The organism is Streptomyces sp. Tek67B01 (assembly GCF_055231995.1).
Genome location: NZ_JBUYUY010000001.1, coordinates 1,427,119 through 1,448,355, shown reverse-complemented (window position 1 = coordinate 1,448,355; position 21,237 = coordinate 1,427,119). Strand labels below are relative to the sequence as shown.

17 protein-coding genes are annotated in these 21,237 nt (G+C 74.2%); 12 read left to right on the top strand and 5 right to left on the bottom strand.

Annotation, left to right across the window (positions count from 1 at the left end; translation table 11 throughout):
• Positions 1–249: 249 nt before the first annotated feature.
• Positions 250–1,848, bottom strand: a complete 1,599-nt coding sequence (locus ACV7NM_RS06690) for an alpha/beta hydrolase (protein WP_463409400.1) — start codon at positions 1,846–1,848, stop codon at positions 250–252.
• 203 nt (positions 1,849–2,051) lie between these two features.
• Here ACV7NM_RS06690 and ACV7NM_RS06685 point away from each other — a divergent pair, with 203 nt between their 5' ends.
• From ACV7NM_RS06685 to ACV7NM_RS06660, 6 genes are all read left to right on the top strand, one after another.
• Complete coding sequence (locus ACV7NM_RS06685) at positions 2,052–2,495, top strand: SRPBCC family protein (RefSeq protein WP_136212891.1); 444 nt, start codon at positions 2,052–2,054, stop codon at positions 2,493–2,495.
• 167 nt (positions 2,496–2,662) lie between these two features.
• Complete coding sequence (locus ACV7NM_RS06680) at positions 2,663–3,496, top strand: M55 family metallopeptidase (RefSeq protein ID WP_463409399.1); 834 nt, start codon at positions 2,663–2,665, stop codon at positions 3,494–3,496.
• A 1-nt stretch (position 3,497) separates the two neighbouring features.
• On the top strand, positions 3,498–4,853 hold the full coding sequence (locus ACV7NM_RS06675) for a M20/M25/M40 family metallo-hydrolase (RefSeq protein ID WP_463409398.1): 1,356 nt from the start codon (positions 3,498–3,500) through the stop codon (positions 4,851–4,853).
• Between the two features lie 13 nt (positions 4,854–4,866).
• Positions 4,867–6,909, top strand: coding sequence for a S9 family peptidase (locus ACV7NM_RS06670; protein ID WP_463409397.1), 2,043 nt, complete (start codon positions 4,867–4,869; stop codon positions 6,907–6,909).
• A 53-nt stretch (positions 6,910–6,962) separates the two neighbouring features.
• The gene (locus tag ACV7NM_RS06665; protein WP_463409396.1) at positions 6,963–7,505 is read left to right on the top strand and encodes a GNAT family N-acetyltransferase; all 543 of its coding nucleotides are present in this window, start codon (positions 6,963–6,965) and stop codon (positions 7,503–7,505) included.
• Positions 7,506–7,586: 81 nt separating this feature from the next.
• Positions 7,587–9,557: a DUF5107 domain-containing protein gene (locus ACV7NM_RS06660; RefSeq protein ID WP_463409395.1), complete on the top strand. Its 1,971-nt coding sequence runs from the start codon at positions 7,587–7,589 to the stop codon at positions 9,555–9,557.
• Between the two features lie 23 nt (positions 9,558–9,580).
• Here ACV7NM_RS06660 and ACV7NM_RS06655 read toward each other — a convergent pair whose 3' ends face one another.
• Positions 9,581–10,393, bottom strand: a complete 813-nt coding sequence (locus ACV7NM_RS06655; RefSeq protein ID WP_463409394.1) for a methyltransferase domain-containing protein — start codon at positions 10,391–10,393, stop codon at positions 9,581–9,583.
• A gap of 190 nt (positions 10,394–10,583) precedes the next feature.
• Here ACV7NM_RS06655 and ACV7NM_RS06650 point away from each other — a divergent pair, with 190 nt between their 5' ends.
• The 3 genes from ACV7NM_RS06650 (at position 10,584) to ACV7NM_RS06640 (ending at position 13,666) form a co-directional block, all read left to right on the top strand.
• The gene (locus tag ACV7NM_RS06650) at positions 10,584–11,156 is read left to right on the top strand and encodes a TIGR03086 family metal-binding protein (protein ID WP_463409393.1); all 573 of its coding nucleotides are present in this window, start codon (positions 10,584–10,586) and stop codon (positions 11,154–11,156) included.
• 97 nt (positions 11,157–11,253) lie between these two features.
• A complete protein-coding gene (locus ACV7NM_RS06645) occupies positions 11,254–12,492 on the top strand; it encodes a pyridoxal phosphate-dependent aminotransferase (protein WP_463413859.1) in 1,239 nt (412 codons plus the stop codon).
• Between the two features lie 133 nt (positions 12,493–12,625).
• Positions 12,626–13,666 carry an MBL fold metallo-hydrolase gene (locus ACV7NM_RS06640; RefSeq protein WP_463413858.1) on the top strand — a complete coding sequence of 347 codons (1,041 nt, stop codon included), beginning with the start codon at positions 12,626–12,628 and terminating at the stop codon, positions 13,664–13,666.
• Between the two features lie 111 nt (positions 13,667–13,777).
• Here ACV7NM_RS06640 and ACV7NM_RS06635 read toward each other — a convergent pair whose 3' ends face one another.
• Both ACV7NM_RS06635 and ACV7NM_RS06630 read right to left on the bottom strand, forming a co-directional pair.
• Positions 13,778–14,386, bottom strand: a complete 609-nt coding sequence (locus ACV7NM_RS06635; RefSeq protein WP_463409392.1) for a DedA family protein — start codon at positions 14,384–14,386, stop codon at positions 13,778–13,780.
• Positions 14,383–15,159 carry an MBL fold metallo-hydrolase gene (locus tag ACV7NM_RS06630; RefSeq protein WP_463409391.1) on the bottom strand — a complete coding sequence of 259 codons (777 nt, stop codon included), beginning with the start codon at positions 15,157–15,159 and terminating at the stop codon, positions 14,383–14,385. Before ACV7NM_RS06630 ends, ACV7NM_RS06635 begins: the two co-directional genes overlap by 4 nt.
• A 102-nt stretch (positions 15,160–15,261) precedes the next feature.
• Here ACV7NM_RS06630 and ACV7NM_RS06625 point away from each other — a divergent pair, with 102 nt between their 5' ends.
• The 3 genes from ACV7NM_RS06625 (at position 15,262) to ACV7NM_RS06615 (ending at position 19,389) form a co-directional block, all read left to right on the top strand.
• Positions 15,262–15,666, top strand: a complete 405-nt coding sequence (locus tag ACV7NM_RS06625; protein WP_463409390.1) for a recombinase family protein — start codon at positions 15,262–15,264, stop codon at positions 15,664–15,666.
• Positions 15,667–15,838: 172 nt separating this feature from the next.
• Complete coding sequence (locus ACV7NM_RS06620) at positions 15,839–17,896, top strand: alkaline phosphatase family protein (protein WP_463413857.1); 2,058 nt, start codon at positions 15,839–15,841, stop codon at positions 17,894–17,896.
• Between the two features lie 74 nt (positions 17,897–17,970).
• On the top strand, positions 17,971–19,389 hold the full coding sequence (locus tag ACV7NM_RS06615) for an amino acid permease (RefSeq protein ID WP_463409389.1): 1,419 nt from the start codon (positions 17,971–17,973) through the stop codon (positions 19,387–19,389).
• 69 nt (positions 19,390–19,458) lie between these two features.
• Here the strand turns inward: ACV7NM_RS06615 and ACV7NM_RS06610 are convergent, their stop codons facing one another.
• Entirely contained in the window at positions 19,459–21,048 is a 1,590-nt protein-coding gene (locus ACV7NM_RS06610) for an RNA polymerase sigma factor (protein WP_463409388.1), read from the bottom strand.
• Between the last annotated feature and the right edge of the window lie 189 nt (positions 21,049–21,237).

Below are 21,237 nucleotides of genomic sequence, written 5' to 3'. Positions count from 1 at the left end.
CCGCCTCCGGGCAGCGGCGGAGTTCTCGAACACCCGCCGGGCCCGGGCGGCGGCGTCGCCCGGGCCCGCCACGCCCACCACCCCGCTCTTCTCGTCGCACGCGCACTGCCCGCAGACGGCGACGAAGGTCCCCGTCCCCCGGACGACGTGGCCGTACCGGGGGCCGGGGGCGACGCCCTCGGGAGCGGCGATCCGGGCGAGGAGGTGGCCGGTGCCCGACGCGGTCCCGGGCAGGATCTTGCCCGGCGGTCAGCCCCGGAAGCCCAGCAGCCCGTGCAGGGCCGCGCCGCCCGCCGAGTGCGGGAGCGCGCGGGTGGCCGAGGCCGGCGTCGGGGCCGGCCCGGCCGGGCAGGTGGCGTCCGCCGCCTTGCCCGTCCGCAGGTAGGAGGCCAGCTTGTCGTCCAGGCACTTGTTGCCGCTCAGCGCGATCCCGTGGTTCCCGCCGCCCTCCTCGACCACCAGGGCCGCCCCCTTGAGCTTGTCCCGCATGCTCAGCGCGCCCCCGAACGGCGTCGCCGCGTCCTCCGTCGCCTGGAAGAGCAACGCCGACGAGAGGCCCGTGTTCGTCACGTCCGGGGCGGCCAGGGGCTCCGTCTTCCAGAACGCGCACGGCGCGTTGTACCAGGCGTTGTTCCAGGTCATGAAAGGCGCCTCGGAATGCGTGCGCCACATGTCGGCCCGCCAGGTGTCCCAGTCCTTCGGCCAGGCCGAGTCGCGGCACTGCACGGCCGTGTACACGCTGTACCCGTTGCCCGCCGCGGGCTCGACCGCGCCGAACCGTTCGTACGCCGCCACCAGCGGCTTCTCGTCCTTGCCCACGGAGTACGCGGAGAAGGCCTCGGCCAGGATGGGCCAGTAGCCGTTGTAGTAGCCGCCCGGCATGAAGGTGTCCTCCAGCTCGGACGCGCCGACCTTGCCGCCCGCCGGCGCCTCCCGCAGCGCCTCGCGCATCTCGTACCAGCGCCGCTCGACCTCCGCCGGATCGCCGCCGAGCCGGTACTTCTCGTCGTACCGGGCCACCCACGCCAGGAACGCCTTGTGGCGGGCGTCGAAGGCCCGGTCCTGGGCGAGGTTGTCCTCGTACCAGACCCCGCCCGGGTCGACGACGGAGTCCAGGACCAGGCGGTGCACCCGGTCCGGGTGCAGCTTGGCGTACACCGCGCCGAGGTAGGTCCCGTAGGAGTAGCCGAAGTAACTGAGCTTCGCCGCCCCCAGGGCCGTGCGCAGCGACTCCATGTCGCGGGCCGCCGAGACGGTGTCGATGTACGGGAGCACGTCCGCGTGCTTGCTCTGGCAGGACTCGGCGAAGGACCTGACGCGGTCGAGGTTGGCCTGCTCGGAGCGCCCGTCGGTGGGGACGGAGTCCGGCCGTACCGGGGCGAAGTAACCGGCGGCGCAGTCCAGGGTCGGCTCGCTCTTGCCGACGCCCCGGGGGTCGAACCCGATCACGTCGTACGCGGCGGCCACGTCCTTCGGCAGTGCGGAGGCGACGAAGCCGGCCAGCGCCCGACCGCTGCCGCCCGGCCCGCCCGGGTTCACCAGCAGCGGGCCCTGCGACTTCGCCGCGGTGTGCGGGACGCGGGTCAGAGCCAGGGCGATCTGCCGCCCCCGGGGGTTGCCGTGGTCGAGCGGGACCTTGAGGGAGGCGCACTGCAACGAGGGGTAACGGGTGGTCGCGCAGCCGGTCCAGCGCAGCGTCGCCGCCGCCGGGCCGGTCGAGCCCGCCGGGGCCACCGGGGCGGCCGTGACCGGCGTGGCGACGGCGGCGACGACGGTCGCGATCGAGAGCAGGACGGCGGCGCGGTTCTTGACCTTCATGGAGCCGCGCGTCTTCAAGGGGTCGAGCATGGGGCCTCCCAGCCGAGGGTTCTGGGCGGAATCGTCCCGGAAACCACGCCCCGAAGCCCGGATTGAGCCGCCCATTGGCCCGATGTGATGAGCGTTCAGGGGCCGTACGGGGCGCACGGAGGCGGGCGGGGCCGATTTGGGCGCCCGCCCCCGAGGTGGTTGGCTTGCCGCGACGAGCGGACACAACTGCTGGAGGAACAGCTATGGCGCAGGTCGAGGCCACCACGGAGCGGATCATCGCGGCCGACGCGGAGACCGTGTTCGACGCGCTGGCGGACTACACCGGGACCCGGGGCAAGCTGCTGCCCGAGCACTTCAGCGAGTACGAGGTGCGCGAGGGCGGCGACGGCGAGGGCACCCTCGTCCACTGGAAGCTCCAGGCCACCAGCAAGCGCGTACGGGACTGCCTGCTGGAGGTCGGCGAGCCGACGGACGGACAGCTCGTGGAGAAGGACCGCAACTCCTCCATGGTCACCACCTGGACCGTGACCCCGGCCGGCGAGGGCAAGTCCAAGGTCGTCGTCTCCACCGTGTGGAACGGCGCCGGAGGCATCGGCGGCTTCTTCGAGCGCACCTTCGCACCCAAGGGCCTCGGCCGCATCTACGACACCGTGCTCGCCAACCTGGCGGCCGAAGTCGAGGGCTGAGCAAGGTAGTTGCCCGCGATGCCGCCCGGCGGCTCACCGGTTCGGGTGGAATTCCCGACCCCGGTGGGCGCGCCCGGGGCCACGCCCGGGCCCGGGCGTGGCCCCGGGTCCGTGGCGCCCCCGGCCGCTAGGGTGGATCGTCCGCGACCCGACCCACCGGGGGACCGATGAAGATCCTCATCTCCGCCGACATGGAAGGCGCCACCGGCGTCACCTGGCCCGCAGACGTGCTGCCCGGAACCCCGCAGTGGGAACGCTGCCGGTCCCTGTTCACCTCCGACGTGAACGCGGCCGTCCTCGGCTTCTTCGACGGCGGCGCCGACGAGGTCCTCGTCAACGAGGCGCACTGGACCATGCGCAACCTGCTGCTGGAGCGGCTCGACGAGCGCACCGAGATGCTCACCGGCCGGCACAAGTCCCTCTCCATGGTCGAGGGCGTCCAGCACGGCGACGTCGACGGCGTCGCGTTCGTCGGCTACCACACGGGCGCCGGCTCCGAGGGCGTCCTCGCCCACACCTACCTCGCCAACACCATCACCGGCGTCTGGCTCAACGGGGTCCGCGCGAGCGAGGGCCGGCTGAACGCCCATGTCGTCGCCGAGTACGGCGTCCCCGTCATCCTCGTCACCGGAGACGACCTGACCTGCGCCGACGCCGCCGGTTACGCGCCCGGCGCGGAGAGCGTCGCCGTCAAGGACCACGTCTCGCGCTACGCGGCGGTGTGCCGCACCCCCGCCCGCACCGCCGCCGACATCCGAGCCGCCGCCGAGCGCGCGACCCGCCTGGCCGTCCGCCACGAACCCCACGCGCGCGGCCCCTTCACCGTCGAGGTGGAGTTCGACGCCGAGCACCTGCCGGCCGCCGCCACGGTGATCCCCGGCGTCGCCCGTTCGGGCGAGCGCAAGATCGCGTACACCAGCGAGACCATGTTCGAGGGCATCCGTACCTTCAAGGCGGTCACAACGGTCGTCTCGGCGGCCGTGGAGGAGCAGTATGGCTGACATGCGGCCCATTCGTTCGACCGACGGCCCCACGGACGAGACCGTGGACCCGGTGGCGCTCGACGAAGCGGTCGGGTTCACCTCCGACCTCATCCGCATCGACACCACCAACCGCGGTGGCGGCGACTGCCGGGAGCGACCCGCCGCCGAGTACGTCGCCGAGCGGCTCGCCGCCGCCGGGCTGGAGCCGGTCCTGCTGGAGCGGACCCCGGGCCGGACCAATGTGGTCGCCCGGATCGAGGGCGGCGACCCGTCCGCCGACGCCCTCCTCGTCCACGGTCACCTCGACGTGGTCCCCGCCGAGGCCGCCGACTGGAGCGTCGACCCCTTCTGCGGCGAGGTCCGCGACGGCGTGGTCTGGGGCCGCGGGGCCGTCGACATGAAGAACACGGACGCGATGGTGCTGGCCGTCGTAAGGGCCTGGGCGCGGGCCGGGGCCAAGCCCCGCCGGGACATCGTGCTCGCCTTCACGGCCGACGAGGAGGACAGCGCGATCGACGGCTCGGGTTTCCTCGCCGACCACCACCCCGACCTGTTCGAGGGCTGTACGGAGGGCATCGGCGAATCCGGCGCCTTCACCCTGCACGCCGGCCCTGGCCGGCCCCTCTACCCGATCGCCGCCGGGGAACGCGGCACCGCCTGGCTGAAGCTGACGGCGCACGGCACCGCCGGCCACGGCTCCAAACCCAACCGCGCCAACGCCGTCAGCCGCCTCGCCGCGGCCGTCGCCCGGATCGGCGCCCACGAATGGCCCGTGCGGCTCACCGACACCGTCACCGCCTGCCTCACCGAACTCGCCGCGATCCAGGGCCTGTCCGTGAACCCGCGCGCCCGCCACGTCGACCTCGACGCGCTCCTCGGCAAGCTCGGTCCGGCCGCCGGACTGGTCGAGGCCACGCTACGCAACAGCGCCAACCCCACCATGTTCAGCGCCGGTTACAAGCTGAACGTCATCCCGGAGCACGCCACCGCGTACGTCGACGGACGGATAGTGCCGGGCGGGGAGGCGGAGTTCATCGCCACCCTCGACGAACTCACCGGCCCCGACGTGCGCTGGGAGTTCCACCACCGGGAAGTGGCACTCGAAGCCCCCGTCACCGGACGGACCTACGGCATCCTGCGCGAGAGCGTCGAGCACTTCGACCCCGAGGGGCGCGCGGTGCCCTTCTGCATGGCCGGCGGGACCGACGCCAAGCAGTTCTCCCGGCTCGGCATCACCGGCTACGGCTTCTCCCCGCTCAAGTTGCCGCCCGGCTACGACTACTGGTCCCTCTTCCACGGCGTGGACGAGCGGGTACCGGTGGACGCGCTGCACTTCGGGGTCCGGGTACTCGACCGCGCGCTGCGCGCCCTGTGACGGGGGCAGTGCGATGACGACACCCCCCGCCGGACCCTACGGGAGCTGGCCCTCGCCCATCGACGCCGCGCTGGCCGCCTCGCTCGACGGGCGGCCCGAATACGTGGGCACCGTCGGCCCCGAGGTGTGGTGGACCGAGCCCCGGCCCGCCGAGGGCGGCCGTCGCACCCTGGTCCGCCGGCCCGCCGACGGGGGCCCCGAGCGGTCGGTGTTGGACGCGCCCTGGAACGTCCGCAGCCGGCTCACCGAGTACGGGGGCCGCCCCTGGACCGGTACCGCACGCGCCACCGGCGGGCCGCTCGTGGTGTTCGTCCACCATGGTGACCAGCGGCTGTACGCGTACGAACCGGACGCGCCAGGCGCCCCGCCGCCCCGGCCGCTCACCCCCCTCTCCCCGCTCCGGGCGGGCGGCGGGCTGCGCTGGGCCGACCCGGTGCTGCGCGGCGGCGAGGTGTGGTGCGTACTGGAGGAGTTCACCGGGCCCGGGCCCACCGACGTACGCCGCGTGGTGGCGGCCGTACCGCTGGACGGGTCGGCCGCCGACGACCGGTCGCTGGTCCGGGAACTGACCGACGACCGGCACCGGTTCACCACCGGCCCCCGGATCTCGCCGGACGGGCGGTTCGCGGCCCGGCTGGTGTGGGACCACCCCCGGATGCCCTGGGACGGCACGGAACTGCTGCTCTCCGAGGTCGTCGGGTCCGGCGGGTCCGGGTCCGGGTCCGGGTCCGACGTCCTCGCCGAGCCCCGTAGCGTCCTGGGCGAGCCCCGTACCGTGCTCGGCGGACCCGACGAGGCCGTGGCCCAGGTGGAGTGGGCCGCCGACGGGACCCTGCTGGCGGTGAGCGACCGCGGCGGATGGTGGAACCCGTACCGCGTCGATCCGGACACCGGCGAGGCCGTCAACCTGTGCCCGCGCGAGGAGGAGTTCGGCGGCCCGTTGTGGAAGCCCGGTCTCGCCTGGATCGCCCCGCTGCCGGACCGGCTCCTCGCGGTCCTGCACGGCCAGGGCTCCTCGGTGCTCGGCGTGCTCGACCCCGACACCGGCGACCTGGTCGACGCGGCCGGGCCGTGGACGGCCTGGCAGCCCACCCTCGCCGTCCACGGAACGCGGGTGTACGGGGTGGCCGCCAGCCCGCGCAGCGGCTACGAGGTGGTCGAACTGGACACGGCCTCCGGCCACGCCCGGGTCGTCGGCGCCCGCGCCGCCGCCCCCGTGGACCCCGCCTACTACCCGGAACCGCAGAGCCGGACCTTCCTCGGCCCGGGCGGTCGGGAGATCCACGCCCACGTCTACCCGCCGCACCACCCCGATCGGCCGGCGCCCGCCGACGAACTGCCACCGTACGTGGTGTGGGCGCACGGCGGCCCGACCGACCACGTACCGCCCGTGCTGGACCTGCACATCGCCTACTTCACCTCGCGGGGCATCGGCGTGGTCGAGGTCAACTACGGCGGCTCCTCCGGCTACGGCCGCGCCTACCGCGAACGGCTGCGCGAGCAGTGGGGCGTGGTCGACGTGGAGGACTGCGCGGCCGTCGCCCGGGCCCTGGCCGCCGAGGGCACCGCCGACCCGGACCGGCTCGCGATCCGCGGCGCCAGCGCGGGCGGTTGGACGGCGGCCGCCTCCCTCGCCGCGACCGACCTGTACGCCTGCGCGGCGATCATCTACCCCGTGCTCGACCTGAGGGGATTCGCGCAGGAGACCCACGACCTGGAGTCCCACTACGTCGACGGCCTGGCCGGACCGCCGCAGACCCTGGCGGTGCGCTGCCGCGAACGCTCCCCGGTGGCCCGCGCCGACCGGATCACCGCCCCGTTCGTCCTGCTGCAGGGCCTCGACGACCCCGTCTGCCCGCCGGCGCAGGCGGAGCGCTTCCTGGCCGCGCTGCGCGGCCGCCCGGTGCCGCACGCGTACATCACCTTCGCGGGCGAGGGCCACGGCTTTCGGCGCGCGGAGACGATGGTCCGGGCATTGGAGGCCGAACTCTCCCTTTACGTACAGGTGTTCGGGCTCGATCGGACGGACGTGCCACGGTCGGCGCTCGAATCCTGACGTGGCCCGGACGGTGACATGTCGGCGTCCGGTCGCGTGCATATGCTGGGCGCATGGTCGAACTCCACTACCTGAGCGAAGGACCCCGTGTCGGCATCCGCGGCTACCGCGCCGCCGACGGGCCCGAGTTCACCGCCCGGGTGCGCGAGAGCCGGGACCTGCACCGGCCCTGGCTGTCCCCGCCCGACACCCTGGAGGCCTACGAGCCCTACGCGGCCCGGCTCGACGGTGGCGAGCGCGCCGGGTACCTCGTCTGCGAACGCGCCACCGGCGCACTGGCCGGGTTCGTCAACATCAACAACATCGTGCGCGGCGCGTTCCAGTGCGGCGCCCTCGGCTACGGCGCCTTCGCCCACGCGGCGGGGCGCGGACTGCTCGGCGAGGCGTTCGGCCTCGTCCTGGAGCACGCGTTCGCCCCGACCTCCGAGGGCGGCCTCGGCCTGCACCGGCTGGAGGCCAACATCCAGCCCGGCAACGCCGCCTCCATCGCGCTCGTCCGCCGGCACGGCTTCCGGCTGGAGGGACTCTCCCCCGACTTCCTGTACGTCGACGGCGCCTGGCGGGACCACGAACGCTGGGCGGTGACCGCGGCGTAGGCCACCGCTTTGCGTAATCCTGACCGGTGGTGATCCGCGGAACCCCTGTGCACCGGCCGGTGCGGCGTGTTCCATTCCTTCATGGCCACCACCGTCCGACGTGCTCTGCTGACCCTCCCCGCCGCTCCGATCGGCCCCGAGAACCCGCTGCCCGCCCTGCGCGCGCCCGCCGAGGCGCACGTACTGGACGAGCGGGCGCGGCAGGGGCTGCCGCGCGAGATGGCCCGCCAGATCGGCTACGAACCGCTGCGTTCCCTGCTGCCCGTACGCCTGCGCGACGGATACGAACGCACCCGGCACAAGCGTGACTTCGAAGCGATCGTCATCGAGAACGCCCACCTGCGCGTCACGGTGCTGCCCGGGCTCGGCGGCCGGATCCATTCGCTCCTCCACCTGCCGACCGGCCGGGAACTCCTGTACCGCAACCCGGTGTTCCAGCCCGCGAACTTCGCCCTCAACGGCGCCTGGTTCTCAGGCGGCGTGGAATGGAACATCGGCGCCACCGGGCACGGCACCTTGTCCTGCGCCCCGCTGCACGCCGCGCTCGCCCCGGCGCCGGACGGCGGCGTGATGGTCCGGCTCTGGGAGTGGGAGCGGCTGCGCGACCTGCCGTTCCAGGTGGACCTGTGGCTGCCGGGGGACTCGGAGTTCCTGTACGCGGGCGTGCGCGTGCGCAACCCGCACGAGCGGCCCGCACCCGTCTACTGGTGGTCCAACATCGCCGTCCCCGAGGACCCCGGCACCCGGGTGCTGGCCCCGGCGGACGAGGCCTGGCACTTCGGCTACGAACGCTCGCTGCGGCGCGTCCCCGTCCCGGAGTGGGAGGGCGCGGACCGCACCTACCCGCCGCGGTGCGAGCACCCCGCCGACTTCTTCTACGAGGTCCCGGAAGGCGCCCGGCCGTGGATCGCCTCCCTCGACGCCGAGGGTCGCGGGCTGGTGCAGACCTCCACCGGGCCGCTGCGCGGGCGCAAGCTGTTCACGTGGGGCTCGGGCGCCGGCGGCCGGCGGTGGCAGGAGTGGCTGACCGAGCCGGGCACGGGAGGCTACGCGGAGATCCAGGCCGGACTGGCCCGGACCCAGCTGGAGCACGTACGGCTGGAGGCGGGGGCGGAGTTCGCCTGGCTGGAGGCGTACGGGCCGCTGAGCGCCGAGCCCGCCGCCGTGCACGGCCCCGACTGGGCGGCGGCGCGGGGCGCGGCCTCGACGGCGCTGGACGCGGCGCTGCCCGCCGAGCGGCTGGAGGCGGCGTACGCGGCGTGGCGCGCGGCGGCCGACGAGCACCCCGGGGAGCGGCTGGCGACGGGCTCGGGTTGGGGCGCGCTGGAGGTGCTCCGCGGCGGTTTCAAGCTGCCCGGCACCCCGTTCCCGGAGTCGACGTTGGGGGAGGCCCAGGCGCCCTGGCTGGAACTGTGGCGAACCGGCGTCTTCCCCGCGCCGCGCCGGGTGGCCCCGCCGGGGGACACCCTGGTGGCCCCGCATTGGCGGGACATGCTGGAGACGGCCCCCGCCGACCCGCTGACCGAGTACCACCTGGGCGTCGCCCAGTGGCACGCCGGCGACGTGGCCCAAGCGGTACGCAGCTGGGAGCGCGGCCTGGCGCTCGCGCCCTCGCGATGGCCGCTGCTGAGGTGTCTGGCGGTGGCCGACGCGCTGGCCGGCGACACCGAGCGGGCCGCCGACCGGTACACGGAGGCCTTCGAGGACCTGGCGCAGGAGAGCCGGGGCGGCCCGCCGTGGCTCGCGGCGGAATCCGCGCTGGGGAGGGAGGCGCTGACGGCCCTCCTGGCGGCCGGCCGGCTCACGGCGGCGCGCTCGGTCTGGGACCGGCTGCGGCCCACCCTGCGCGAACACGGCCGCTTCCGACTCCTCGCGGCGCGGCTGCTGTCGGCGGAGGGCCATCTTGGCGCGGCCCGGCGGGTCTTCGAGGACGGTTTCGAAGTGCCGGACCTCCGCGAGGGCGAGGAGATCCTGGAGCACATCTGGTCCACCCTCACGGACCGCCCCCTCCCACCGGCCTACGACTTCCGCATGCGCCCCAAGACGCCCTGAGCCCCACCGCGTCCCGGCCCGCTTCACGCCCGGGCCAGGATCTCTCCGTTCAAGACCGAGAACCAGGCGTCCGGGGCGGCGCCCCAGGCGCGCCAGGCCTCGGCGATCGCGGTCAGCGCCGCCGGTGTGGCGTGGTGGCCGGAGGTCGCGATCGACGCGTACGCCGAGGCCGTCGTGCGGTCCGCCCACAGGGAGGACCACCAGGCGACCTCCTCCGGCGTGGCGAAGCACCAGGCCGTCGCCGAGGACGCCACCTCGGTGAACCCGGCCGCGCGGGCCCACGACAGCAGTCGTCGCCCCGCGTCCGGTTCGCCGCCGTTGGCCCGGGCCACCCGCCGGTACAGGCTCTGCCACTCCTCCAGCCCGGGCGTCGGCGGGAACCAGGTCATCGCCGCGTAGTCGGCGTCGCGCGCCGCCACGATCCCGCCCGGCCGGCACACCCGGCGCATCTCGCGCAGCGCCCGCACCGGGTCCCCGACGTGCTGGAGCACCTGGTGGGCGTGGACCACGTCGAAGGAGTCGTCCGGGAAGTCCAGCGCGTGCACGTCCGCGGTGGCGAACTCGACGGGTGCGCCGGGCGCGCGCCGCGCCACGTACGCCCGGGCCTGTTCCAGGACGTCGGCCGCCGCGTCGACCGCCGTGACCCGGCCGCCGGGAGCCACCAGTTCCGCCAGGTCCGCGGTGATGGTGCCGGGTCCGCAGCCCACGTCCAGGACCGACATGCCGGGCCGCAGTTCGCCGATCAGGTACGCGGCCGAGTTCTCGGCGGTGCGCCAGCGGTGGGAACGCAGGACCGACTCGTGGTGGCCGTGCGTGTAGACGGCGGTCTCCTTCATCGCGGTGACTCCTCCTCGTCGAAGCGTGTGATCACCGTAAGCGATTAGCTCGACATTTGAGATATGCGTTTTGACATATGGACAAGGCTCCGCCCGGACAGGGGAACACGGCTGGCAGGTGGCAGCCTCAATCGGGTGCGAGGACAGTGGGCCCATGGGGGATCGACCACGCGGAGGGCGGTGAGTCCCCATGCCCGACACCCTGCTGCGACAGCACGCCGAGGCGCTGCGACTGTTCGGTGAGCGCGTGCGTCTCATCGCGGACGGGCAGTGGGGCGCCCCGACGCCGTGCACCGAGTGGAACGTGAGGGACCTGGTCAACCACGTCGTCGGCGAGCAGGCGTGGGTGCCGCGGCTGGTCACCGAGGGATGCACGGTCGACGAGGTCGGCGACGCGCTCTCCGGCGACCTCCTCGGCGAGGACCCGGTCGTCGCCTGGGACCGGGCGTCCGTCGCCGCGCACTCCGCGTTCGCCGCGCCCGGGGCGCTCGGCAGGACGGTGAGGCTCTCGTACGGGCCCGCGCTCGGGTCGGCCTACTGCTCGGAACTGACCGCCGACTGCGTCGTCCACGCCTGGGACCTCTCGCGCGCCATCGGCGCCGACGACCGGCTGCCGGACGGCCTCGTCGAGTTCTCCCTCAAGGAGGTCATGCCGTACGCCGACGCGCTCGCCTCGTCCGGGATGTTCGCGCCGCCGTTGGAGGCGCCGCCCGGCGCGGACGCGCAGACCCGGCTGCTGGCCCTGCTCGGTAGACGGGCCTGACACCCACGGGCGGCGATAGCGGGTAAATAACCGTATAAAGGGCATGACCCGGCGAGAGGGCGACCCGGGGACGGAACGACCGGAAGGCGGCGGCGCGATGTCGGGGAAGGCGGGGCCGGGGCGCACCACGGCGGAGGAGCGCGGCTACGTCCGCTACGGGCCCCCCGCCCCCCAACCCGGCCTCCCGGTCCTGCCCGAACTCACCGCGGTCCTCGCCCGGGCCGCGGGGCGCGCCGCCCCCGAGCCCCCCGGCGGCGGCGAGGCGGTACGGACAGCCGCCTGCGGGTACTGGGCCCGGCGCGGTCTGCCCACCCGGCCGGAGACGGTCGCCGCCGGCCCCGGCGCACCGGGCCTGCTGCTCGCGCTGCTCGGCGCGTACGGGGGCGATGTGATGCTGCCCCGGCCCTGTCCCGCCTGGTGGACACCGCAGGTCCGGCTCCTGGGACGGCGGGCCTACCACGTCCCGACCCCCGCCGAATGCGGTGGCGTACCGGACCCCTACGCCCTGCTGGAAACCGTCCACCGGGTGCGGGCCGAAGGCGGCGATCCGCGCGTCCTGTTGCTGTCCGTCGCCGACGACCCCACCGCGACCGTGCCACCGCCCGAGATGCTGCGCGAGGCGTGCGAGGCCGCCGAAACCGCCGGACTGTTCGTGGTCGGCGACGAGAGCTGGCGCGACACCGTGCACCGCCCGCACGAGACGCTGGTGCTGAGTCCCGCCGAGATGCTCCCCGACCAGGCCGCCGTACTGGTCGACCTGTCCGGGGCGCTGCTGCCGGCGGGCTGGCCCGCGGCGGTGGTCCGCTTCCCCGGCACCGCGCGCGGCACCCGACTGCGGGCCCGCACGCTCGACGTCCTCACCGCCACCGGAGCGCTCGTCGCGGGCCCGGTCGCCGGGGCCGCCGCGTACGCGCTCGGCGAACCCGACGCCGTCTGCGAACGCGCGTACACGGCCGCCGCCCTGCACGGGGCGGTGGCCGCCGCGGCGCACCGCGAGCTGCTCGCCGCAGGGGCGTTCGCCCGGCCGCCGCAGGCCGGACGCCACTTGTACGCCGACCTGACGCCGCTGCGCACCGGGCTGGCCCGGCACGGGGTGGGCGACGCGATGGAACTGGAGGACTGGCTCGGCGCCCGGCTCGGGGCGCCGACCCCCGGCGCCCAGCGGTTCGCCGACTCGCCCGACGCGCTGCGGGTACGCCTGTCGACGGGGCCGCTGCTGGGGGCGGGCCCCCGGGAGCGGCTCGCCTCCCTCACCGCCCGGGAGCCCCTGGAGCTGCCGCACGTACGGGCCTCGCTGGACCGGCTCCGGTCGCTGCTGGCGGACCTGGCCGACTGAACCGGGCGCCGAGCCCCGCCGACCCGACCCGACCCACCGCGCAGCCGAACGGAGACTTCTCGTGACGGACCAGAGGGACGCCGTCGGACCCGACAGGACGGGCCGGGCCGTACGCGAGGGCGTGGCGCGGCCCCTGCCCGTCCACGGCGAACCGGCCCCCGACTCCGCCCCCGGCAGCGACACCGCCTCCGGCACCGCCCCAGCCCCAGCCCTGACCACACCCCGGCCGCTCGGGGAACTCCGCTCCTGGCCCCGTTCGTTCGCGGACCGGCTGACCACCCCGCTGCCCGGCGTACGGGCCTTCGCCCGGCTCGCCCGCGAAGGCGCCTTCCGGCCCGACACCGAAGGACTCGGCGGCATCCCGGACCTCCCGTACCGGCCGGCCCCGCTGCCCCCGTCGATCCCGGGGACGGTGTGCGTCACCTGGGCGGGGCACGCCAGTTGGGTGCTGCGGACCGGCGGGCTGACCGTGCTGACCGACCCCGTCTGGTCCCGGCGCATCCTCGGGACCCCGGCCCGGATGACCCCCGTCGGTGTGCCATGGGCGCAACTTCCCCCCGTGGACGCGGTGGTGATCAGCCACAACCACTACGACCACCTCGACGCGCCCACCCTCAAGCGGCTGCCCCGGCACACCGCCGTGTTCGTCCCGGCCGGCCTGGCCCGCTGGTTCCGTCGCAGGGGCTTTGGCCGGGTCACCGAACTCGACTGGTGGGAGGCGGCCGAACTGGACGGGGTGCGCTTCGACTTCGTCCCGGCCCACCACTGGTCGAAGCGGTCCCTGCTGGACACCTGCCGGACGCTGTGGGGCGGCTGGGTGCTGACGGACACGACCACGGGCAAGAAGGTCTACTTCGCGGGGGACACCGGCTACGGCCACTGGTTCGGGGAGATCGGCCGCCGCCACCCCGGCATCGACCTCGCCCTCCTGCCGATCGGGGCCTACGCCCCGCGCTGGTGGCTGCGCGACGTCCACGCCGACCCCGAGGAAGCGGTCCGGGCCTGCGTCGACCTCGGGGCCCGCCGGATGGCCCCGATGCACTGGGCCACCTTCGTCCTGTCGGCGGAGCCCGTGATGGAACCCCTGCACCGGGTGCGCGCCGCGTGGTCCCGTACCGGACTGCCGCGCGACTCCCTGTGGGACCTGCCCATCGGAGCCTCGCGCGCCTTGTGACCCCGGCTCTTGTGACCCCGGCTCTTGTGATCCCGGCCCTCGTGATCCCGGCCCTCGTGATCCTTCGGGCTCCCGGCCTTTGTGATCGCGGCTCTCGTGACCCCGGCGCGCTCAGGGCGACGGGCGCAGCCGCCGCCACAGCGCCGGGACCGCGCTGATCAGCAGGGTCACCCCCACCGCCACGGCCACCCCCTCCCAGGGCCGCGAGAACAGCGACCCGCCCAGGATGCCGATCAACCCGTACGTCCCCGCCCACGCCAGGCACGCCGGCCCGTCGCCCCGCGCGAACCGCCGCAGCGGCAGTCCCGACAGCAGGCACGCCAGCATCACCGGTATCCGCCCCGCCGGAACCAGTCGCGAGACCACCAGGACCAGCACCCCGTGCTCGGCGAGCCCGTGCTGCGCCCGCTCCAGCCGCTCCGGCGTGGCCCGGCCCCGCAGTCGCTCCAGCCGGCGCGAGCCGCCCCGCGAGCGCACTCCGCTGCGCCCGAGCCAGTACAGCGCCATGTCCCCGAGGAACGCCGCGAGCGCGGACACCCCGAACACGAGCAACAGGTCAAACGCCGGGGTCGGCTGATGGAAGGCCACCACCGCGGCCGAACTCACCAGCGCCCCCGTCGGGATCACCGGAACCAGCGCGCCCAGTGCCACCAGCACGAACAACGCCGGGTAGCCCACTGCCTGTCGGGTGCCCTGCGTGGCCTCCAGCCACAGCGTCACGGGAGCCGCACCCGCTCACCGTGCGCGAGGGCCCGTACCGTCACCTTCGGCGCCAGCCGGGCCGCGAGACGCACGAACTCCTCGCCCGGGGCGTGGAACTCGTGCGGCCGAACGGCGTCCATCCCGATCGGCCAGTAGGTCCCGTAGTGCACCGGCACCGCCGCCGCCGGAGCCAGCTCCGCGAGCGCCCGCGCCGCACGGCCCGCGTCCAAGTGCCCCGGGCCCAGGTACGGCCCCCAGCCGCCCACCGGCAACAGCGCCACGTCCACCGGCCCGACCTCCGCGGCCATCGTGTCGAACAGGCCGGTGTCCCCAGCGAAGTACGTCCGCGCCGAGCCGCACACCACGTACCCGAGCGCGGGAGCCCGGTGCGGGCCGAACGGCAGCCGCCGCCCGTCGTGCCTCGCGCTGACCGCCCGCACGCGCAACCCCCCGCGCACGGTGAGCTCCTCACCCGGCGCGACCTCGGTCAGCGCGAGCCCACCCGCGGCCGCGACCCGCGCCAGGCCCGACACGGCCCCCATCGCCCCGCGCGGCACCAACAGCACGGTGCCGGGGGCGAGTCGCCCCAGCGACGGCAGGTGCAGATGGTCGGCGTGCAGGTGTGACACCAGCACCACGTCCGCGTCGGCCGCCTCCGCGGGCGGCATCGCCCCGCGCCGTCGCCGCAGGTGCGCGAGTCGCCGGGCGAACAACGGGTCCGTCAGCACCCGCACCCCGGAGTCCTCCACCGTGCAGGTGGCATGCCCCCACCAGGTGATCTCCACTGCCACGCGGCTCTCCCTCCTCGTCCCCCGAGGGTAGGCCGAAGCGCGCACAACCGTGACCGATCGCCCCCTCCTCCCAGGACGGGGATCGGAGTAGGGTCTCGCGCCATGGATGAGCTGCGCGTGGCCGCGATCGCCAGCCTGGCCCCGCTCGAGGAACTCGACGTCGACCCCTTCGCCGTGGACACCCGCGGCCAGCACGCCATGTGCGCGCGTTGGGCCGCCGAACACGGGTACGTCGTCACACGGCACCTGCTGGTCTACGGCCTGCGCGCCGACCACTGCGGGCTCTGGCGGGACATCGACGCCGGACAGGTCGACCTGTTCGTCGCCGCCAACCGCCGGGTCCTGGCCCGCGCACTGCGCTCCGTCGAGGAGTTCACCGCCGAATGCGAGCGGCGCGGCGTACGACTGGAGACCGTGGGGCAGGACGAACCCGCCTACACCTCGGCCATGAAGGCGGAGGTGCACCGCAGGCTCTCCATGCCGACCGCCGGCTACGACGGCACCTAGCGGCCCCTTCCGCGCGACCCTTCCGCGCGCCCTCCCGGACGACCCGACCCGTGCGACGCTGGGCGGGAGAGACCGGGAGCGGGGGTACGGCGTGGGGCGACGACGGTGGTGGCGCACGGCGTGCAGTGCGCTGGTGCGGGTGGTCCTCGTGTGGGCGGTGTCGACGCTCACCATGCTCGCGCTCGCGGGCGTCCTGCCGGACTTCCGCCTCCAGGCGGAGGGGCCCGGCGGCGACAGCCCCACCCGGATCGGCCTGACGGCCGCCTGGGGCGCGGGTGCCTTCGGTCTGCTGAGCGCGCTGGTGCGGCCGCTGGTCGTCCGGGCCCTGCTGCTGGTGCCCGCGCTGGTCCTCGGCCTGCTCGTGTTCTTCCTCAACGGCTCGCTGCTGCTGATCGCGATCGGCCTGATCCCCGACGGCCACGGCGAAGTAGCCCCCGAGACGGCGGTCGTCGTCGCCGCGGCGATGTCGGCCGTGGCATCCGCGACCTCCACCGCCCTCGCCGTACGCGACGACGAGGCGTACCGCCGAAGGCTCTACCGGCTCGCCGACCGGCGCCGCCGACGCGGACGCGGGACCCGGGCGCGCGGCCCCGCCCGGGCGGCGCCCGGCCTGGTCTTCCTCCAATTGGACGGGGTCGGGCACGAGGAACTGCGCCGCGCGCTGGACCGCGGTCTGATGCCGACGGCCGCCGGCCTGCTGGAGCGGGGGCACCGCGTCGTGTCCTGGCGTACGGACTGGTCCAGCCAGACCGGCGCCAGCCAGCTCGGCATCCTGCACGGCTCCACCTTCGACGTCCCGGCCTTCCGCTGGTACGAGAAGGACACCGGCGAGGTGATGGTCTGCAACCGCCCGGCGGGCGCCGCCGAACTGCAGCGGCGTGCCATCGCCCGCACCGGCGACGGGGGGCTGCTCACCCTCGACGGGGCCAGCCGCGGCAACCTGTTCAGCGGGGGCGCCGACCAGCTCGCGCTGGTGCTCTCCCTCTCCGCCCGGCGCGGTCGCGACAACCGCTCCCGCGCGGGCTACTTCGCGTACTTCTCGGACCCGGCCAACGCCGTCCGCACCGCCGTCTCCTTCGTCGCCGAGGTGGGCCGGGAGATCGGCCAGTCCCTGCGGGCACGGGCGCGCCGGCAGAGCCCGCGCGTCGGCCGCGGCGGCCTGTACCCGCTGATCCGGGCCTTCGCGACCGTCGTCGAGCGGGACGTGGTCGTGGCCGCGGTGATCGGCGACATGCTCGCGGGCCGCGCCGCCGTCTACGCGGACCTGGTGGCCTACGACGAGGTCGCGCACCACTGCGGACCGCACGGCCCGGACACCGACCAGGTGCTGGCCCGCCTCGACCGCAGCCTCGCGCTGATCACCCGGGTCGCCGAGCACGCCCCCCGCTCCTACCGCGTCGTGCTGCTCTCGGACCACGGCCAGAGCCCGGGGGAGACCTTCCTCGGCCGGTACGGGCTCACCTTGAAGGATCTGGTCCGGGCGGGTTGCGGGCTGCCGGTCCCGCGCCGGGCCCGACGCACCCGCAGCGGCGCCGAGGCGCGGGCGGCGGTGCTCGCCGCCCTCCACCGGCCGGTGGAGGAGGGGGAGGTGGCGCACCCGGCGACCGGTTCGGACCCGGTGGTCCTGGGGTCGGGCAACCTCGGGCTGATCTCCTTCCCGGACGTGCCGGGGAGGGCGGACCGGGCCTGGATCGAGCGCGCCCACCCGGCCCTCCTGCCCACCCTGGCCAACCATCCGGGCGTCGGCTTCCTCCTCGTGGACGGGGAGGTGCTGGGCCCGGGCGGCGCCGTGGCCCGGCTGGACCGGCCCGGCGAGGCGGAGGCGCTGCTGGCGGGCTTCGGCCCCGGCGCGGCCGAGTCCGTCCGCCGGACCGACTCCTTCCCGCACGTGGCGGACATCATGGTGAACTCGGCGTACGACCCGCGGACCGGTGTCGTGCACGCCTTCGAGGAGCAGATCGGCTCGCACGGCGGTCTGGGCGGTGAGCAGGGGCACCCGTTCCTGATGTGGCCGCCGGAGCTGTCCGATCCGGGACGCGGGCTGGTGGGCGCGGAGGCCGTGCACCACGTCCTGCGCCGCTGGCTGCGGGAGGCGGACGGGCCGCAGGTACCGGTGGAGGCGCCGGTGGAAGCGGGGGCGGAGGCGCGGGCGGAGGATTCACGGTCGGAGGCCACGCCGAGCGGAATCCTTCCGTCCGCGGGGGTGAACGTGCAGGACGAAATCCGCTGATTTGGTGCGGCTTTTGGTGTGCACGACGATATGTCGACCCGTCCAGCATATGAAACACCTGAGGCGCACCACCCGTGAGCACCACCCTGCACGCCCCGGACCCCGCCCCGGCCACCACGCCGGACCCCGCCCCGGCCACCGCCCCGGCAGCCGCCCCCGCCGAGGCCGGGAGCGGCCCGCACGCCCGTCGCTTCGGTCTGCCGATCGCGACCTGCCTGGTGATGGGCAACATCATCGGCGGAGGCATCTTCCTGTTGCCCGCCTCCGTGGCCCCCTTCGGCACGATCAGCCTCGTCGCCTTCGGCGTGCTCACCCTCGGCGCGATCGCCCTCGCGCTCGTCTTCGGCCGCCTCGCGGAGCGGCTTCCGCAGACAGGCGGCCCGTACGTCTACGCCCGCGCCGCGTTCGGCGACTTCGCCGGCTTCCTCGCCGCCTGGAGCTACTGGATCACCACCTGGGTCTCGAACGCGGCCCTCGCCGTGGCCGCCGTCGGCTACCTCCGCGTGCTCTTCCCGGCACTGGGCGAGCACACCTGGTCCATGTGCCTGGGCGCCCTCGCCGTGCAATGGCTGCCGGCGCTCGCCAACCTGGCCGGCACCCGGTACGTGGGCGCCGTCCAACTCGTCTCGACGGTCCTCAAGTTCGCCCCGCTCCTGCTGGTGGCCGTCGGCGGCCTGTTCTCCTTCGACCCGGCGAACCTCGGCCCCTTCCAGGCGACCGGTCAAAGCCCCGTCGGCGCGGTCTCCGCCTCCGCCGCGATCCTGTTGTTCAGCTACCTCGGTGTCGAGTCCGCCGCCGTCAGCGCCGGCGAGGTCCGCGACCCGGCCCGCAACGTCGGTCGGGCCACCGTCCTCGGCACCACGGGCGCCGCCGCCGTGTACCTGCTGGGCACCCTCGCCGTCTTCGGACTGGTCGCACACGACAAGCTCGTCACCTCCCAGGCCCCCTTCTCCGACGCCGTCGACGCCATGTTCGGCGGCACCTGGGGCGGCACCCTCGTCGCCTGCGCCGCGGTCATCTCGATGGTCGGCGCCCTCAACGGCTGGACCCTGCTCAGCGCGCAGACCCCGTACGCGGCCGCCCGGGACGGGCTCTTCCCGAAGGTCTTCGAGACCAAGCGGCGCGGGGTCCCGGTGGCCGGCGTCCTCGTGACCGCCGTCCTGGCCTCCGCGCTGACCGTCTACAACTACACCGCCGGCGGCGACGGCGTCTTCGAGGTCCTGGTGCTGGTCACCACCTTCACCGCGACCGTCCCCTACCTGCTGTCCACCGCCGCGCAGATCTACTTCCTGGCCTCCGGGCAGCGCGGCCGGGTCCGGCGCGGCCGGCTGGTCCGCGACGCCGCCCTGGCCTGCCTCGCCTTCGCGTTCTCCCTGTGGCTGGTGGCGGGCTCCGGGTACGCGGCCGTCTACCAGGGCGTCCTGTTCCTCTTCGCGGGCGTCTTTTGCTACGCCGTGATGGCGGCACGACGACACCGGCGGCCGGCGTCCTGACACACGAGAAACCGGCCCGGCCCCCGTACGCACGGTACGGGGGCCGGGCCGGTTCCTGTTCCGGCCCGCTCAGTCCAGGTAGTCGCGCAGCACCTGGGAACGCGACGGGTGGCGCAGCTTCGACATGGTCTTGGACTCGATCTGGCGGATGCGCTCACGGGTGACCCCGTACACACGGCCGATCTCGTCCAGCGTCTTCGGCTGGCCGTCGTTGAGGCCGTACCGCATGGAGACGACGCCCGCCTCACGCTCGGAGAGCGTGCCCAGGATCGACTGGAGCTGTTCCTGGAGGAAGGTGAACGACACCGCGTCGGCCGGGACCACGGCCTCGGAGTCCTCGATGAGGTCACCGAACTCGCTGTCGCCCTCCTCGCCCAGCGGGGTGTGCAGGGAGATCGGCTCGCGACCGTACTTCTGGACCTCGATGACCTTCTCCGGGGTCATGTCGAGCTCCTTGCCCAGCTCCTCCGGAGTGGGCTCCCGGCCGAGGTCCTGGAGCATCTGGCGCTGGACCCGGGCCAGCTTGTTGATGATCTCGACCATGTGCACGGGGATGCGGATGGTGCGCGACTGGTCCGCCATCGCGCGGGTGATCGCCTGCCGGATCCACCAGGTCGCGTACGTGGAGAACTTGAAGCCCTTGGTGTAGTCGAACTTCTCCACGGCGCGGATCAGACCGACGTTGCCCTCCTGGATCAGGTCCAGGAAGAGCATGCCTCGGCCCGTGTAGCGCTTGGCGAGCGAGACCACGAGACGGAGGTTGGCCTCCAGCAGGTGGTTCTTGGCGCGGCGACCGTCCTCGACGAGGATCTCCAGCTCGCGCTTGAACGCGGGCTTGTGGTCGTCCTCCTCTTCGAGCTTGTACTCGGAGAACAGACCGGCCTCGATGCGCTTGGCGAGCTCGACCTCCTGCTCGGCGTTGAGGAGCGGCACCTTGCCGATGAGCTTGAGGTAGTCCTTGACGGGGTCGGCGGTGGCACCGGCCACCATGACCGTCTGCGCCGGGGCGTCGTCCTCGTCGTCGTCGGACAGGACGAAGCCCTGGGTGCCGCCGGCCTTGGGGGTCTCTTCCTCGGCCTCGTCGGCGAGGTCCTCGACCGCCCAGTCCTCACCCTCGACGGCCGGGGTCTCGGCCTCGTCGGAGTCCTTGGCGCCGGTCTTCTTCGCCGCGGCCGTCTTCTTCGTGGCCGTGGCCTTCTTGGCGGCGGTCTTCTTGACCACGCGCTTCTTGGGCTCGGCGGCGGCCTCGGCCGTCACCTCGTCCTCGGCGGCGGTGGTCGGCGAAGCGGATATCGCCGCAGCGGTGGCAGGGGTCGCGCCGGCCGAGGCCTTGCGCGCGCCGATGGGGCGCGGCGCGGCGGTCGCCTTCTTGGTCACGGTGCGGGCCGGCGCGGCCGCCGCCTTGCGGGGCTTCTTCACGGCGGCCTTCGTGGCGGGGGCCGCGCTGACGTGCAGTGCGACACCCTCCTCGTCCAGGACCTGGTTCAGGCTGCGCAGGACCCGCTTCCACTGGTCCACCGGGATGCGGCCGGCCTCGAAGGCCTGACGCACATCGTCACCGTTGATGTGACCCTGCTCGCGGCCGCGCTCGACGAGCGCGACGAGGGCCTCCGATTCGGCGATCTCCGGAGGGAACGTACGGGACGGGCTGAGCGACACAAGGAGCCTCTCGTTGCGAACAATTAAGGGGTGGGCGGGACATCATCGCGCGAACTCGGGAAACAGACCCCAGGGGGCTCTGTATTCCGGGCCGCGCGAGGACACCTGTCGGTTCATCGCACGCCCGAGTCGATTCGTTACGCGCTGAATTGAGTGACCTGCGCCACGCTGTGTCCGCGCAACCCGATC